Raw genomic sequence first — 16,208 nt, 5'->3', positions numbered from 1 at the left:
AACGGATAGTTTGGATATCAGAGTGAAAGGAATTGTCATCATTGCGCTGCTATTTGCCAGCATTTGCGCCTCTAGCAGTGCCGCCGATCTCATGGCTACCGACAATCAACTCAGCCCAACGCTCGCTGCGTTACTTACACGCCAACAACTCGGCAATATCACCTTCATTGGTCAGCAAGGTAATGCCAATGACCTGAGCTTATTTCAAGCAGGCCAAAGCAACGTTGCATTACTCGGACAAGTGGGTGATGGCAACCAAGTCTCACTCACACAAGTGGGCAAAGGCAATCAAACCAACGTGTTACAGGCCGGAAATGATAATCAGGCGATACTATCGCAAATCGGCAACAACAACCAAATTACGCTGGGACAATGGGGTCAAACCTCTGGAATTACCGTTGAACAGCTAAGCAACGGGGCGGAAATGTCCGTCCTTCAATATCGATAGGGAGAATCTCAAATGCTTACATCTAAGCACCGTAAACACCTGTTGGGTTTGGCCATCAGTGTGGTTTTATGTGGTCAAGCGTACGCAGCTAGCAATGATGCGTCTGTTACTCAACAAGCCCCAGTAACCTCAGCCCAGGGTAACGTGGCCGTCGTCAGCCAAGACGGTACACGCCACATTGCTGAAGTCGAACAATATGGTCAAGCTAACTTTACCGGTGCAGCGCAGTCAGGCGACTGGGCAGAAGCCTACATCTATACTGAAGGCACAGGTAACAAAGTAGCCACCGCTCAGACCGAAGATTGGCATATTGCCCAAGTACAAGTCGTTGGTAACGATAACCAAGCGGTTGTCACTCAGGCAGGTCTTTTCAACCAAGCCATTGCGGTCCAACAGGGCGATGACAACAAAGCCGAAGTGAGTCAGGACGGCAGTCTCAACGAAGCGACCACTATTCTGCTGGGTAACAGTAACGACAGTTATCAAGAACAGAATGGCGTTGCTAACTGGAGTGAAGCGAGTTTCCAAGGTAATCGTAACCGTCTAGACAGCGTCCAAACTGGTGATGACAACCAAACTGGGCTGATGGAAACCTACGGTAATCGTAACCGCATGACCATTACTCAAGACGGTGACGCTAACGTTGGCGGGATTGTCGGTGTGGTAGGTAACGGCAACAAAGCCGTGGTTGACCAATCAGGTATCGTAAACACCTTCATCGCCTACGATGTTTATGGCAACGATAACGATTTTGATATTACTCAATCTGGTCAATATAACGAATTTATCGTCGACACCGTTACTGGTAACGACAATAGCATCACCGCAGAACAAAAAGGTTCTGACAACTTAATCACGCTACAAGATGGTTTGGTGAGCAACGACACTTCACTCAACGTCACTCAACTTGGCGATGTGAACGATGCAGTGATTAGCGTGCAAGATGGTAACCACGATAAAGTGACCATCCTTCAAGCTGGTGATTACAACGTGGCTGACGCATCGGTTTATGGCAGTAAAAATACCGTTAATGCGGCAAGCATCGGTAATGAAAACACCACTTATTCTATGTTAGATGGCACAGATAACACCGCCATCACAGTGCAACGTGGTAACGAAAACAATTCACATATTAGCTTTGGTGGTGAAGACAACACAGCTGTTGTGATGCAAATCGGCAATGCCAACGTCAGCCACGTAGGAAGTAAAGCCAGTTCCGACAGCTATGTAGATGTGAGCCAAGTTGGCGACATCAACCTTGTTGATCTGATCGTTGCTGAGCACAACAACACAGTACTCATCGCTCAAGTCGGTGATAGCAACGTCGTGCAAGGCGTAGGCGGCGGTGACTTCAGCGTGACTGGTGATGATGGCGTCGTCAATATCTACCAAAAAGGTGTAGATAACTTAGCGATGGGTGCCCAAGCTGGTGCTGGCAACTATATGCAAGTATCTCAAGTAGGCAGCCAAAACTCTGCCACCGTTATCCAAAACTAAAGGTCGTCGGCCTACATCAGTGATGGTGTAGGCCTTTTTTTCTTATGAAGAAATGGTGGTTAATACTGGCACTACTGCTCAGCAGCAGTATCCAAGCGCAAGAAATTGAGCTATCCGGCCTCGTCATGGATCGCACCCTAACGCGCTTTGGTAAAGACTTTGTCTTTTACTATTCGAGTTATTGGCGTGATGTGCCGCAAACGAGCGGGGTTAGCGTCGTGATTTATGAACAAGTATACCCGCAAGCTGGAACCTACCTTTGGGTAGAGATGAATCAAAAGAAAATTTACCAGACCTATTTCGGCCGTCGCTATAACGATATCAAGCAAAAAGCTGAAACCGCGATTGTTATTTCGGTCAATCAACTGGCCCAGATAAAAGCCGATGCCATTACCGATGAACTGCTAAAACAAGGGTTGTGATCACATCATGAAAGCATTTCTGTTTACCCTAATATTCCTGAGTATGTCCGCACCAGCCACAGAGTTGGTTTACACCCCAGTTAACCCCAGCTTTGGCGGCAACTCTCTCAACGCCAACTTCTTGTTGAGTAAAGCCCAGAGCCAAAACAACCATACCGATGATTCAAATGAGCTGGGGTTCGAAGACCAGTTTCGTGCCGCATTAGAGCGCAACATTATCAACTCGCTAACACGCCGTATCTCGGATGGTGAACTGGTGGAAGGTACCTATAACACTGGTGATTATCAGATCGACGTCGCCGGCGCTGACGGCACCGGCGTCACCGTTACCATCACCAACCTATCTACCGGTGAAATCACCATTATTACTATGCCATCAATGGGATAAGCACCATGCGCACTATTTTTCTATCCGTGTTCGCAGCGTTACTGAGCGGCTGCGCGGCGTTTAATAATCCACAACTGAATATTGCCGATGCGGAAATCGACCCGCCATCACGAGCCATGGTTGAGCTGCAACAAGCGCCAAAACCACTGCACGCCATTCCAGTATCGGTGTATGCGTTTCGCGATCAAACAGGCCAATACAAACCACAACAAAACGTCAGCTCGTTCTCCACAGCGGTAACGCAAGGTGGTACCTCAATGCTGACTCAATTGCTATTAGAATCCGGCTGGTTTGCACCCGTCGAGCGTGAAGGCCTGCAAAACCTACTGACAGAGCGCAAAATCATTGGCGCTACCCGCGAAAAAGGCAATGACCTGCCCAACTTGATGGAGTCTCGCATCATCTTTGAAGGCGGCATCATTAGCTATGAAACCAACGTTAACACCGGCGGGATTGGCTTAGGCTACTACGGCATTACTGCCTCAGAGTTGTACCGTGAAGATCAAGTTTCGGTCTATTTACGGGCGGTGGATGTGTATACCGGCCGGGTATTACTGTCGGTATCAGCTTCAAAAAAAGTGCTGTCACAACAGGTGGATGCGAGTTTCTTCCGCTATGTCAGCCTAAGTCGACTAGCGGAAGCAGAAGCAGGTTATACCACCAATGAGCCAGTACAGCTGTGCGTTCGCCAAGCAATGGAGGCCGCATTAACTGGCGTCATTCATCAGGGGATTGAACGGGGCTACTGGCAAGCAAACGTGACCAATGATGCTATCAAGGGCTAAATCACGGTATCAACAGCGGCTTGGAACTGTTGCGCCCAGCGTAGCAGTTCCACGCGGTTACGTGATTGCGTCTTTCTAAATATTGAAGAAAGATGCGCCTTAACAGTATGAGCGCTGATATTAAGATGGGTGGCGATCTCTTTATTACGCGCCCCTTCACCAACAAGCTCGATGATGCGTTTTTCTTGTCGCGTTAACTGCAGTAAACACGGCGCCGATGCCGAGTCATCATTGGCTTGGCGCTTGAACTTCAACATCTTATCTAGCAGTATCGACAGTTGTTCACGGCCATAATACAGCTCGCCTTGCATCAGAATTTTCAATGCATGTAACACTTGGTCAAGTTGCTTATCAGCACTAATCACACCACGAATGCCAGAGATTAGAGCAACCTGCTGATCAACCATCTGTTCATCTGCGCGATAAAGAAATACCGGCGCAAACTGCAATGCGTGCTTAACCACTATCGGCATGGTGTATTTATCTAAACGCATACCTTGAATGGAGATCGCCACCAAAGCGCCTGCGGTATCAAGCAGGGCTAACTGTTGATCATCTCTAATTACCTCTGTCATAAATCCCATGGATTGCGCCAGAAATGGTAACTGTCCAACGGTAGCACTTTCGGCTACTACGATTAATTTCTTGAACTCTTCCATGATTACCTCGAGTTGGGTGTCGCTAATGTCCATGTCCCTCAAATCTCAGGTTTTGCCTTCCATAAGCTTAAGAAAACCTGAAGGGAGATAATTCTGACTAAAACTTAACCTTTTTTCTACACTTTTGTCGTCAAGGTAGCCTTTAGAACTAAGACAAATGGGCTATATTTCACAAAAACATGATTGTCACTCGTTTATGAAATCGGTTTTGCACACAGAAAACCATGAAAAACTGCGACATTTGTAAAAGAAATGTTCAAAAGAAAAGATAGATAAGAAATTTGAGCAAGAAAAATCATGAGAGCAAGTTAGCACCACGGCAGAGTGACCGCAGTGCTTACAGCAACCGCTTACCAGTTGAACGACACCGCAATACCTGCTGCATCACGATCAACCCAAGGAGTCACCTGCACCTTGTTGTCAAAAGCATCAGTAAAGAACCAGCCAGAAATCGAGCCGATCACCGCACTGGCTGCCACATCGCCCCAGTGATGCTTGTCAGCTTCCACACGGCCGTAAGCAGTTAACGCCGCCATACCATAGGCAGGTAAACCATATTCCCAACCATAACGTTTTTGCAGCGTGGTCGCAGCGGCAAATGCCATGGCCGCATGGTTCGATGGAAAGCTGTCATTATCACTGTGATCTGGGCGTTGCTCATGGATCACTGATTTCGCCAGAATACTGGTGCCAGTGGCGACACCAACACTAAGCCCAGCTTGTTTGACGCCTTGCCAATCATCTTTATAGGCTGGAATGGCTAGCGACGCCGCCACTAATCCATACGCGGTAACATCACTAAACTTATCCCAGTTATCATTGGCTAGCGCCGCAGTGCTGCTCAAAGTGGTTGCCATAAAAATAGCTGTGCCAGTTAAAGCGCGGGTAACTCCGTTTATCATCTAACGATTCCTAAGTTAAAAATGGTGGCGAGCTGCCAGTCACTCGGGGCGGCTGACCTTTGCTGGTTGTTTTGCAGCACGCAGAGCGCGCTTTAGACAAGGTAGGTGATGTGCCGTATCGTCATACTCCACTACCAGCCCCTAAGCACTTTGCGGCTCACACCTTAGCAAATACTTAAGCGACGAGCGATAACTAAACACGACCTTGTAAAAGCTAAGTTAACCATATTGAACAACTAGATAGGAGCATTAGCGCTGGCGCTAGAATCAGCGCCAGAACGGCGATGAACACCGGCGAGCGATGGGTAGTTTGCCGCGCAAACTACCCATCATTGATCTATTTCTGTTTTAGCAGATATTCCACCAATGCCGTAAAACGTGCTGCGGGATCTTTTACACCAGCAAAGCCGTCAAAACGGAGTTGATACTTACCGTTAACGATAAATACTGGCACGCCTTTCAAGCCCAGCGCCTGTTGATCGCGATAAGCAACTGAGAGTTTGTCAAGCGTTGCATCATCATCCATCGCTTTCTCAAACTTTTGCGCGTCAATGCCCTGTTTAGTCATGTAGGCTTTTACATCTGCAAGATCAGGCAAACGCTGTTCTTCGCTAGCAAGCTGATGATAATAGTCCATTAAATCATAAACTAAACTGCTCTTACCCATAGCTTGCAGCGCGTAGTACACATGGGCATCAAACACCCAACGGTCATTACCCAACCCGGGACGACGAACCACACTCACCTTGGGATTTGCACTTTCAAACTGCTTCACCATCGGGTTCATGGCGCGGCAATGCGGACAGCCCAACCAGAAGTATTCCAGCAAGTACGGCCCCTTGGCCTCTGCCGCTTTTATCGGTGCTTTAAGCACGGTGTAATCTACATCCGCTTTGAACTCATAGGTTTCAGCGTGCGCTAGGTTAACGCTGGCGAACCATGCCACCACCACGGTGACTAACGCCAGTAACTGCCGTTTCATCTTGTTAAAATTCCTTTAAAAAACATCAGATTTAATAGTGCCGAAATTCACCAGACAAAGCTAGCCAGCAGGCGATAGAGAAAGGCGAGCTTTTCGTTAAAATTTGTTTAACTTGCAGCAGCGTTGAGCCACTTTCCATGGTGAAATTCAGCAACTGCGTTCCGTTGCGGTCAACCACATTCTTATCTAACCGACGAAAACCCTGCTTGAAGAAAAATGGCTGTGCGAGATAGGACGCTTCCACGTACAAACGTGGTAAAGCAAGCGCGATAGCATGTTGTTCAAGCACGGCGTAAAGCGCACTCGCAATGCCACAACGCTGGTAATTAGGCGCTGTGTACATACAGTCGATATGACCATCATCGTCTAGCTCAATGAAGCCCACCACTTGCCCTTCTATCAAAGCAAGCCAAGGGCGCTTCAGTGTAAGACGTTGCTACCACTTGGCATAATCGATGGGATATGGTGCCCAAGCATGCCGCTGAGCATTGGAATACAGCGCGTCATCAATGCTGTGCACCGCCGCGTAAAACAGTTCAACCACCTCAGAGGCATAGGCTTGATTAACGGCAGAAACTGCCGAATTTAACCTCAACGATGCATCAGCACTCGCCGAATAACGCACAATGGTGATGTCCATTAGCAAAAGCCTTGTTGCAAAATCCGTTTGATTTTCGGTCGCAACAGCAACAGCTCCAACAGATTGTGTACCGACTTTAACGCCGTCAATGCACAGCCGATTAACGCAGCGCCCAACCACAGCAAGCCAATGTTCATCGAGGTGTTTTGCTCACGAAACATCTCGACAATGTCCGGTCGAGCCCACAGCGGTGCGACAAACATAAATACACAAATCAACAAGGTAAGAATCCGTAAACGCCACAGCATACTCAAACGCGCCTCAATCACCAGTCGGTCAATCTGGGTATCGTTTAAATGCGCACCTTGCGGCGTTTGATGTTTAACCCAATAAAAATGCTGCATTGTGTTATGTGTCCTCCGTGACTTAGATATATGCAGATGTATCAGCGAGAAACCCGATAATACGTCGAGTTATGCTAAGGCGTTATGGCGCTAATAGTAAATGGCTGATGAGCAGCGAATTTGAAGCTTTGTGATAAGAGTAGACAGAAGCAGATAAGAACCGAGCTAGCTCGGCTTAGCATATCGCTGTTACATGCAAGGCGCAGTTTGCCGCGACTAGTAAGCCCGTTGTATAAGCTGAAACCTCACTATATGCCACGCGCTACGGAAATTTGTTCACACCTTCCTAGTAACTAGCTTCATTGCTCCTTGGTAAAAAACAAGGTGACTTGGCCGAGAGTCACGCCCCACTTGGTGATTTTTGAAATGTTAAACACATGCTTCTCATCTTGACGATACATCCAATCGTCAAAGTGTACTTGCAGTTCATGCTCATCAGTTTTCAGCAAAAAGTCATAACGCCAACGCAGCGCGTTACCCATCTCTTCGCCCACAGCAGTACCGATAATATCGTCTGCCGTACCGAGATAGCGCCCATCCGGCTGACGGGTGATAATCCATACGCGCGTCGCTGTTTCGCCATCGTGATAACGAAAATCTTCATGCAGGGTAAGCGTGTTACCGTTTACTTCACCCCGAATTTGCACCTCAAAGCGGCGCGTCTGTTGCTCGGTATAATCCTGCACCATGCCCCACGCGGTAATATCCCCGTGGAAATATTCAAACAAATCAAACTTGGGCGTGCTGGCGCGATAGTCGGATAAATCAGCGCTACAACTGCTGAGCAGCACCACGGCGCTGGCCACAAACCAAGTTTTACACCAACGGATGAGGCACTTATGCATTAGCTTGCTCCTATTAATTGTTGTCGTAATTTGGGATATTCCGTTTGCGGCGATAGCCAGATAGCAATAAATGCTTGATTTAGCGCAGGTTCGGTAACCTGCCCCAACAGCTTGAAGCCGCTTTGATGCTTGGCTTGATAATAAAAATCACCCGCTTCGCCAGCAGAAACATACACCAGTTGATCACCCTCAGTAACATTAGGAAAAATCGCACTAAGTTGCTTAAGCCAAGGGGCAATTTGTTCCGTTGAATAACCCAGTTTTTGCCATTGTTCACTGGTCGCATCTAACAACTCTTGGGCGGAGATTTCACGCTGGTAGCGGATCTGTAAAGCCAGTGGCGCTTGTTGGCCGTCATACTGACCAGAGGGTGTGCGTAAGGTTGAATGATAAACATCAAACCATAACCAACTGAGACTCGCCTGCCCGACACTCGGCCATTGCGTCCACGTTGCCGAGGCGGCAGCGTTTGCAGACACGCTCAGCAGCAATGCTACCCCAGCAACAACATTTGCCCATTTAGCCGTTAACTTCATGCCAATTTTCCTCGCAACCACAACAACAATGCCATCAATATGCCCCACTGACACAGCAACACCGCTGCGGTTAAACTATTACCAAACGGCAGCATCACCGCATCAAGTTGGGCACCTGCAAGGTAACTCACCGCCCCGGCCACAGCGGCAACAGGCACGATTATCAACTTGGAATAGCCATGCAATATCGGTAATAACCACCAGCTGTACCAAGCAAAAGCCAGCCATAACGCCATTAACCAGACAGGCAGTTGTGGTGAACTAAATACCATTAAACCTGCCAGTAAATTAACGCTATCAAGCACGATGCCGAGCAGTGCAATGCCTACACACCATAACAACGGTTTACGTTGCCTTGGCAGGGTAATAGCGCAAGTCAGTAACACCAATGCCAATGTCCACCACTGCCAAGGCTCCCGCCCTAGCACCGCCAAAAACCATAGTCCTTGAAACCACAGCGATGTCAGCAACAGGCCTTTCATCCAACGGCGCCTCACATAATGATGAATACATAAGGTGTGCATCACCGCTTAACGACATGGCAAAGGGCGACACTATAGAAACGAAGTAAGCAGGAAAATCGATCAACTTATTTGCGTTGCCGCAGCGCGCCAACGTTAAAGCTGATGTTCAAACGGTAGTAGCTGCAACATCCCCACCATAAAGCGTTGCCATGCCGAGCTGTGCGGGTCGCTATCGTAGCGAACATCTTGCCCCTGCTCGATGGTGTGCCACTGGAGGTCGCCGTCAGCACCAATGACGACGTGGTAACTATTTTCGGGTTTTACACCGTCATCCATAAACGCTGTTAACTGTTGCGCTAACTCAGCATTATTAATGGCGAGTACGGTTTCGGTATTGATAAACCCTGAGCGTGGGTCGAGATTAAAACTGCCGATATACACAGTGCTATTATCAAACACCATGGCTTTAGTATGCAGCGCCGCGCGGGATTTTAGTGACACAATTTTAGGACGCTTCTCTAGCGCGTCGGGCCGTAACTCGTACAAACTGACGCCATTTTCTAGTAATTCTTGGCGGTGATTAGCATGACCAGCATGAGCCGCAAGCACATCATTGGTCACCAGAGAATTGGTTAAGACTCTGATGCTGACGCCAGCCTGATGTAAGCGTTTGACTTCCGCCCTCGCCCGCTCCCCCAAGACAAAATAGGCGGCTTCAATCAACAATGAGTGCTGTACATGCTGTAATTGCTGATAGAGCGCATTAACAATTTTTCCCTCGGCAACATTGGCAGGATCATCCCAAATAAATTGACAATCGCCCCACTGTAACCGCGCCGAGATACGCTGTAATTGATTGAGCAAATCGGCATAGTTGCTCGACAGCGGGTAGGGATAATGATCTTGGCTGATCCTAGCGCGCATCTGCCGCAATAGCTGTTGTTGCTCATCCTCGCTGGGTAACTCAACCAAGGCCGAGATCGGTATTGACCAACTACCGTTCCAAAAATAATCAAACTGTTCAGAGACTTTGCGCACCACTGGCCCAGCGGTGAGTACATCCAAGTCTCTAAAGTTGGACTCCTGCGACACACTGAAATAGTGGTCGCCAATATTCCGCCCACCAACCACCGCCAAGGCGTTATCAATCACCATGGTTTTGTTGTGCATGCGATGATTCACTCGCTCTAAATCCCCGAGAAAATCCGCCATATGAAAGTTGCGATTAGCAAACGGATTAAAAATCCGAATCGACACATTGGGCAATGCGTCCAGTACCGCCAACATTTGGTCGCGATCGTGTAGGTTATTGTCATCCAATAACACCCGTACCCTCACGCCACGAGCGGCGGCACGGATCACGTTATCGCTAAGCAAGCGGCCGGTGGCATCGGCCTCCCAGATATAATATTGCAGGTCAAGTGTCTTCTCCGCCAAGCCTGTCATCGCGATTCTGGCGGTAAAGGCATCGGCGCCATTATCCACTAAAAAGAAACCAGATTGCTGCGGATGCTTTGCAGAAACATCAGCCAGCACACGAGCTACGGCGGTTTGTTGGTAGTCATTTAGGGCAAAAGAAGGTTGTTTTTCAACATGTTCAGGTAGCGAGGAACAGCTGATCATCAGCGGCAAAAGCAACAGTAAAAAAGCAAAACGCAGCAGCGGGAAGATGGTCGTTGTTGAATACATGAGCTATCCGAAAATAATGTTCAAATGCCAATGGTGCAAGGCAACAACGACAAACCTTGCATGCGTTTTGTTAGCTTAGCGTGATTTCACCTTTGTGTATTATTTTTTGATCACATCGTTAGCTGTATATCTTTACTGGTTGCTTTTTGCAGCAGACAGCGCGTGATTTAGGCAGATAGAGCGTGAGTTAGGCAAAGCTGATGATGTGCCAGTCTTGCTCTGCCAGTAGCCGCAATCCCAACCTCATCCCCAACATTAGCAGAGTTAGCGCCATATAAACGCAGTGATATTTTTAGCATATCAATCAGGTAGCCTTGTTATGAAAAGCTGGACGAAGTAAGACAAGTTACTCGAAAGCCCCGCAGCGATTCGCATCTTTATCACACAGTTCTGCCGCCATCTGTGCGACCTGCAGCTTGTAGAGATTATCGTCAGACAGACGCACTAGCAGCGGTTCATAGGCGCGATGCCACACGGCACGGCAAAGGCTATCGGATGGCAGATCTACACTGAAAATAAGGGGAAAGAACACAAAGGGCGCACTGAGATACACCATCATCAGCGCCGCTAGCGCGAAGACTGTTATCAGCAGTTTGCTTAACACCTTAAATCCTTTTATGTGCCAGCGCCTAAAACGTGTCCAAACCTAGCATTTAATTGCTTTATGGTGATTCGATGTCTATCACAAACTGAAAGATCTACCGTTAGCCATTCATCGATAATGCCAATCAGGAGTGATTACACCTGCATTGCAAAAAAGGACAGCTTGCGCTATCCCTTTGACTTTGAAGGTTATGTAGTTTTGCAATAATTGCAAATCATGCGATAGAGGCGGTCGCCGGCTTGGCCTCCTCCAAAAATTAAATCAGCTCTTTGTTAAAGCTGCACTTTACTCGGCACTAACGCATCAAACTCTGGCGATAGCGCCAGTTGTTGCGCGCGCTCCAGTAGTGTGTCTTTACCCGCTTTGATATCAGCCATGGTCGGCTGCTGATACACATCCGGCACAATGCCAATCTGCTGAGTCGACTGCTTAGTCTCCGGTGTATTCACTCCAAGCCCAGTCAGTACAAACTGATCACCAAAGGGCAGAGTTATCGCGCTAGCGTTGCCGTCAGCGCCCGAGGTTTGGCTGCCGAGCACAATCGCTTTTGGGGCGCGCCGTAACGCCATCAGGGTAAATTCAGCAAGGCTTTGCGAGCTTGCATCAGCCAGCAATATCACTCGGCCGCGATAGTAGTCTGGATTTTCTTTGCCGACAGACATGGGATCATCAAACAGAAACTCGCCGGGCAGCTTAGGATTGGGATGACTAAACCTGATACATGCCGTTTCATGAGGCATGAGCGCATCAGCCAGCTGAAATACTGAATGAGGGTAGTTACGCACATCAATAATCAGTGCTTGAGTATCGTTATATTTCGCCATCACCGCGGCAACTTGCGCTGGCGCTAACGTATTTAAATTAAGATAACCGATGTTGTTAGGCAGTATTTTATCGCTTGGCTGCGTCGCTTCGTGCTGATATTTAGCACGATAAAACTGCTTAAACGATACCGTGTTTTCAACGCTGCGATGACCATCGGCTAAGGTCAATGCAAGTTGCGCAGCATCCGTGTTGAGTAGGTAGCCAGCGAGGAGATGATCCATACGAGATTGATTACTCGCCGAGATCAACCGGCGCATTTGTGCCGCTTTATCCGCAATGGCGACACCATCAATCGCAACAATCTCATCCCCTAACTGCAAGTGAGTAGCAAAATCTGGCGCTAATTGACTCACCACCCAATGGTCTTCGATGTTGCTCAGAGTGACTGGCACGGTATTTTGACCAAACTGTGAAAAGCCCTCGCCTTTAACACGCAGCATGGTATGCGAGTCTTTTACCTCCGCCGCCAGACTATGCATCGCCTGTGACCACTGCGACTCAGTCGTTGCTGCAGCAAACTTGCCAATATAAAGTTCGGGGATCTTTTGCCATGGTATGGCAGTTAACTCGCGGTTGGGCGCAAAATATTGTTCGATGTTCCACCAGCGCGCCAAGGTCAACAACCGCACGCCAGCATCGCTCAGTGGCAATTGGGCATAGCTGCGCTCATGACTTGGAAACACGTTACCAGCACTATGAAAATCAACATAGTAATGCTCTGCATAGTGATGCTGCGCGACGAGATTCTTCAGCGTGGTGGCAAGCTCAGCCCCCAAATAACTGCGTTTAATCCAGCTAAAATCTGCCGCAGTTTGCGCCTTATCATCAGCTACAACACAATCCGCAGTGCACGCTGGCTGCGCGCCAAAATGATTGACCCATTCCAGCAATAACGCATTGGCATCTGCATCAAGTTTGGCGTTGAGCAGCTTAGGCACCATGCGAAAGAACTCGTTATCCATGTTGAATTGACCAGCGGCGACCGCAGTATGGAAATACTTCACCAAGCCCCACACCCGCACGAAGCGACTAAGATTCGCTTGCTGCTGCTCATTTAATTGCGCTAACGCAATGCCTGAACCGTCAGCAAACGCATTATCGGTTGATGCCGGATGCGCCGTCACCGGCAGCAGTGGCGTAGCGCTAATATCCTGCTCATCCACGCTAATCTTAAAGTTATCCACCGCCAATTGACCGCCGCCAACCACAAAGGCACCAATGCGCATTTGATATGGCTGCCCCAGCAGCTCCATGCCGATGCTATAGTGTTGCCAATCTTGGTCGCCACGCAGGTAATTACGTTGAGTAGCGATCACCTGACCGAGATCATCCAGTACCGAAATCACAATCCCCGCGTAGCCTTTAACACCGATAGCTTTGGCATCCGCATCAAGCATGATCACTTGGCCTTTAGCGCCGCCAGTCACTTGTTGGTACACCATTTTTTCGCCGCTTTCACCGGTAACGAGTGCCACTGGATTATCAGTTTTGGCTACATATCGCGAGTCGGTGGTGACCGTCACTTGGGTATCTTTGGCGGAGTGCCAGCCAGTTAACTGTTCGGAAAAATCAAGGTTAGAAAATTGCTGGGGAGCGGCGAAACTGCTGGTTGAGGCAGCCATACAACCTAGCAACAACACTATGTAATAGCTCGTTGCCGATAGCGCTTTATGCATGATGAAATCCTTTTCTTATCGATATTGTTATTACTGACATTATTCAGCGAGACACGCGATAACCTCTATAATATCTTATAGTTATAAGGCGAGACTAGGCTTTTATTTAAACCGTTTGGTATCAAATATACAAGCGTCAGTATTGTTGAAGTGAGTAACGACGCTGAGGGTTTTACACGGGAATTTAGCTGTCGTGCACAAACTGGAATTTCGCCTCTATACGCAGTGGCTCATTAAGCCTTAGCTGTTTACATTGCAAAAAAGGGACAGCTTGCGCTGTCCCTTTGACTTTGACGGTTATGTAGTTTTGCAATAATTGCAAATCATGCGATAGAGGCGGTCGCCGGCTTGGCCTCCTCTACGGCATTGCGTAAGCGCGCTTTCATTTCGCTATAGATCTGTGCAGCATGGTTTTCTGCCCAATGTTGATCTTCAATAGCGACAACTTTCACGGCGCAATATTTGGTTTCTGGTGTGGCAGTCACTGAGTCAACGTTATCTTGGGTTAACTCGTTACAGGCGCCGATCCACCATTGATAGGTCATGTATACCGCGTTGCGGTTAATACGTTCGCTGACGTTGGCACGGCTGATCACTTTACCGCGGCGAGACTCCACCCATACCAATTGTTGGTCTTTAATGCCCAGCACTTGCGCGTCAGTTGGGTTGATCTGCACGTAGCCGGGTTCATCTGCTAACGTACGCAATGCAGCGCAGTTACCAGTCATGGAGCGGCATGAGTAATGGCCCACTTCACGCACGGTACACAGCACCATCGGGAAGTCTTCATCAATCAATTCGCCCGGTTTACGCCATTGTGTTGCAAACAACAGCCCTTTGCCGCTTGGGGTGGCAAATTTGTTGTCGGTGTACAAAATAGGCGTGCCCGGATGTTCTAGGGTTGGACATGGCCATTGCACATGACCCATTTCGCCCATTTTTTCGTAAGTGGCGCCAAAGTACAGCGGGCACAGCTCACGCAGTTCGTCCCAAATTTCCTGTTCGTCGTTATAGTGCATTGGGTAACCCATCTCGGTCGCAATCAGCGAGATGATGGCCCAGTCACGTTTGACGTTGTATTTTGGTTCCACTGCTTTGAAGAAGCGTTGGAAACCACGGTCACAACAAGTGTAAACGCCGCTATGTTCACCCCATGAGGTGGATGGCAAAATCACGTCAGCCACTTCGGCGGTTTTGGTCATGAAGATATCTTGCACCACCAGCAGATCCAGCGCTTCAATACCTTTACGCACCATGCTCAAGTCTGCTTCGGTTTGCAGCGGATCTTCACCCATGATGTAGTAGGCTTTGACTTTACCTTCCAGCGCCAGATGTGGCACTTCAGTAATTTTCACGCCGTTTTCTTTATCCATAGTGGCTGGGTCAATGCCCCAACGTTTGGCGAATTTTTCACGTACCGCAGCATCGGTAACTTTTTGGTAGCCGGGGAACAGATCGGGCAGTACACCCATGTCGCAGCCACCTTGTACGTTGTTTTGACCACGAACAGGCGCCAACCCCGCACCAGGGCGACCAAGTTGCCCCGTCAGCAAGGCCAGTGTCGATAAGCTTTTAACGGTTTCAGTCCCTTGACCGAATTGGGTCACGCCCATGCCCCAACAGATAATCGCGGTTTCGGCTTTGGCGTATGTACGCATCGCTTGACGGACATCAGCAGCAGGCACACCAGTGATTGGCTCCACTTTTTCAGGGGCGTAGTCTTTAACCACATCCCACAATGCATCAAAGCCTTCGGTGTAGTTAGCTACATAATCTTTGTTATAAAGATTTTCTTCCAAAATGGTGTAGATGAAGGAGTTCACCATCGCCACGTTGCAACCGTTGTTCAATTGCAGGTGTTGGTCGGCAATGCGGGCGGCTTCAATACGGCGTGGGTCACATACGATGATTTTAGCGCCGTTTTGTTTGGCTTTAACTACGCGGCGCGCCACGATGGGGTGCGAGTCGGCGCTGTTATAACCGAAGATCAGCAAACATTTGGATTTTTCGATATCTTCAACAGACACGCTCATAGCGCCGTTACCCACAGTGGCACGCAAACCAGCAACTGATGGGCCGTGGCAAACACGGGCGCAGCAGTCAACGTTGTTAGTACCGAGCACCGCACGGGCAAATTTTTGCATCACGAAGTTGGTTTCGTTACCGGTACCGCGTGATGAACCGGTGGTCATGATTGAGCGCGGGCCATATTTGGCTTTGATATCTGACAGGCGATGCGCCACAAATTTAATCGCTTCGTCCCAGCTAACCGTTTCAAACGGCGCGCCTTTTTCACGGCGGATCATGGGTTCACGCAGGCGTGGGGTTAACAACTTGGTGTCGTTCAAAAAGTCCCAGCCATAGTAACCTTTAAGGCACAGCTCTCCTTGGTTTGTTTTACCATTGGCGGCTTCTACCTTGATGATCTTGCCATCGTCCACCACCATCTGCATTTTGCAGCCCGCACCGCAATACGGACACACTACGGTTGCTTTTTCCATA

General features: G+C 48.7%; 18 protein-coding genes. 5 read left to right on the top strand and 13 right to left on the bottom strand.

The window, feature by feature from the left end:
• Positions 1-22 precede the first annotated feature (22 nt).
• The 5 genes from L9G74_RS00780 to L9G74_RS00760 are packed head-to-tail and all read left to right on the top strand — an operon-like array spanning position 23 to position 3,540.
• Positions 23-448 (top strand): curlin subunit CsgB, encoded by a 426-nt coding sequence (locus tag L9G74_RS00780; RefSeq protein WP_238894323.1) that lies wholly within the window; start codon positions 23-25, stop codon positions 446-448.
• A 12-nt stretch (positions 449-460) separates the two neighbouring features.
• Entirely contained in the window at positions 461-1,945 is a 1,485-nt protein-coding gene (locus tag L9G74_RS00775) for a hypothetical protein (protein WP_238894321.1), read from the top strand.
• Positions 1,946-1,989: 44 nt separating this feature from the next.
• Positions 1,990-2,367 carry a curli production assembly/transport protein CsgE gene (locus tag L9G74_RS00770; protein ID WP_238894320.1) on the top strand — a complete coding sequence of 126 codons (378 nt, stop codon included), beginning with the start codon at positions 1,990-1,992 and terminating at the stop codon, positions 2,365-2,367.
• A gap of 7 nt (positions 2,368-2,374) precedes the next feature.
• On the top strand, positions 2,375-2,755 hold the full coding sequence (locus L9G74_RS00765) for a curli assembly protein CsgF (RefSeq protein ID WP_238894318.1): 381 nt from the start codon (positions 2,375-2,377) through the stop codon (positions 2,753-2,755).
• A 5-nt stretch (positions 2,756-2,760) separates the two neighbouring features.
• A complete protein-coding gene (locus L9G74_RS00760) occupies positions 2,761-3,540 on the top strand; it encodes a CsgG/HfaB family protein (protein WP_238894316.1) in 780 nt (259 codons plus the stop codon).
• Here the strand turns inward: L9G74_RS00760 and L9G74_RS00755 are convergent.
• The 13 genes from L9G74_RS00755 to fdhF form a co-directional block, all read right to left on the bottom strand.
• Positions 3,537-4,232: a helix-turn-helix transcriptional regulator gene (locus L9G74_RS00755; protein ID WP_238894315.1), complete on the bottom strand. Its 696-nt coding sequence runs from the start codon at positions 4,230-4,232 to the stop codon at positions 3,537-3,539. The genes L9G74_RS00760 and L9G74_RS00755 overlap by 4 nt on opposite strands.
• Before the next feature lie 317 nt (positions 4,233-4,549).
• Positions 4,550-5,101: a phosphatase PAP2 family protein gene (locus L9G74_RS00750; protein ID WP_238894314.1), complete on the bottom strand. Its 552-nt coding sequence runs from the start codon at positions 5,099-5,101 to the stop codon at positions 4,550-4,552.
• Between the two features lie 337 nt (positions 5,102-5,438).
• The gene (locus L9G74_RS00745) at positions 5,439-6,083 is read right to left on the bottom strand and encodes a thiol:disulfide interchange protein DsbA/DsbL (RefSeq protein ID WP_238894313.1); all 645 of its coding nucleotides are present in this window, start codon (positions 6,081-6,083) and stop codon (positions 5,439-5,441) included.
• A 31-nt stretch (positions 6,084-6,114) separates the two neighbouring features.
• Positions 6,115-6,507, bottom strand: a complete 393-nt coding sequence (locus L9G74_RS00740; RefSeq protein ID WP_275297214.1) for a GNAT family N-acetyltransferase — start codon at positions 6,505-6,507, stop codon at positions 6,115-6,117.
• 12 nt (positions 6,508-6,519) lie between these two features.
• On the bottom strand, positions 6,520-6,723 hold the full coding sequence (locus tag L9G74_RS00735; RefSeq protein WP_238894309.1) for a hypothetical protein: 204 nt from the start codon (positions 6,721-6,723) through the stop codon (positions 6,520-6,522).
• The gene (locus L9G74_RS00730; RefSeq protein ID WP_238894308.1) at positions 6,723-7,067 is read right to left on the bottom strand and encodes a hypothetical protein; all 345 of its coding nucleotides are present in this window, start codon (positions 7,065-7,067) and stop codon (positions 6,723-6,725) included. Before L9G74_RS00730 ends, L9G74_RS00735 begins: the two co-directional genes overlap by 1 nt.
• A 299-nt stretch (positions 7,068-7,366) precedes the next feature.
• A complete protein-coding gene (locus L9G74_RS00725) occupies positions 7,367-7,912 on the bottom strand; it encodes a DUF3833 domain-containing protein (RefSeq protein WP_238894307.1) in 546 nt (181 codons plus the stop codon).
• The gene (locus L9G74_RS00720; RefSeq protein WP_238894306.1) at positions 7,912-8,448 is read right to left on the bottom strand and encodes a chalcone isomerase family protein; all 537 of its coding nucleotides are present in this window, start codon (positions 8,446-8,448) and stop codon (positions 7,912-7,914) included. The genes L9G74_RS00725 and L9G74_RS00720 overlap by 1 nt, the downstream gene beginning before the upstream one ends.
• On the bottom strand, positions 8,445-8,930 hold the full coding sequence (locus tag L9G74_RS00715) for a DUF2878 domain-containing protein (RefSeq protein WP_238894305.1): 486 nt from the start codon (positions 8,928-8,930) through the stop codon (positions 8,445-8,447). Before L9G74_RS00715 ends, L9G74_RS00720 begins: the two co-directional genes overlap by 4 nt.
• Before the next feature lie 135 nt (positions 8,931-9,065).
• On the bottom strand, positions 9,066-10,601 hold the full coding sequence (locus L9G74_RS00710) for a phospholipase D family protein (RefSeq protein ID WP_238894304.1): 1,536 nt from the start codon (positions 10,599-10,601) through the stop codon (positions 9,066-9,068).
• Between the two features lie 346 nt (positions 10,602-10,947).
• Positions 10,948-11,205 carry a hypothetical protein gene (locus L9G74_RS00705; protein ID WP_238894302.1) on the bottom strand — a complete coding sequence of 86 codons (258 nt, stop codon included), beginning with the start codon at positions 11,203-11,205 and terminating at the stop codon, positions 10,948-10,950.
• 272 nt (positions 11,206-11,477) lie between these two features.
• Entirely contained in the window at positions 11,478-13,706 is a 2,229-nt protein-coding gene (locus L9G74_RS00700) for a S41 family peptidase (RefSeq protein ID WP_238894300.1), read from the bottom strand.
• A 323-nt stretch (positions 13,707-14,029) separates the two neighbouring features.
• The gene (fdhF, locus tag L9G74_RS00695) at positions 14,030-16,207 is read right to left on the bottom strand and encodes a formate dehydrogenase subunit alpha (protein ID WP_238894299.1); all 2,178 of its coding nucleotides are present in this window, start codon (positions 16,205-16,207) and stop codon (positions 14,030-14,032) included.
• Position 16,208: the final 1 nt, after the last annotated feature.

Source organism: Shewanella electrica (assembly GCF_022321485.1).
Classification (GTDB): Bacteria; Pseudomonadota; Gammaproteobacteria; order Enterobacterales; family Shewanellaceae; genus Shewanella; species Shewanella electrica.
This window is presented reverse-complemented; position numbering and strand designations above follow the sequence as displayed.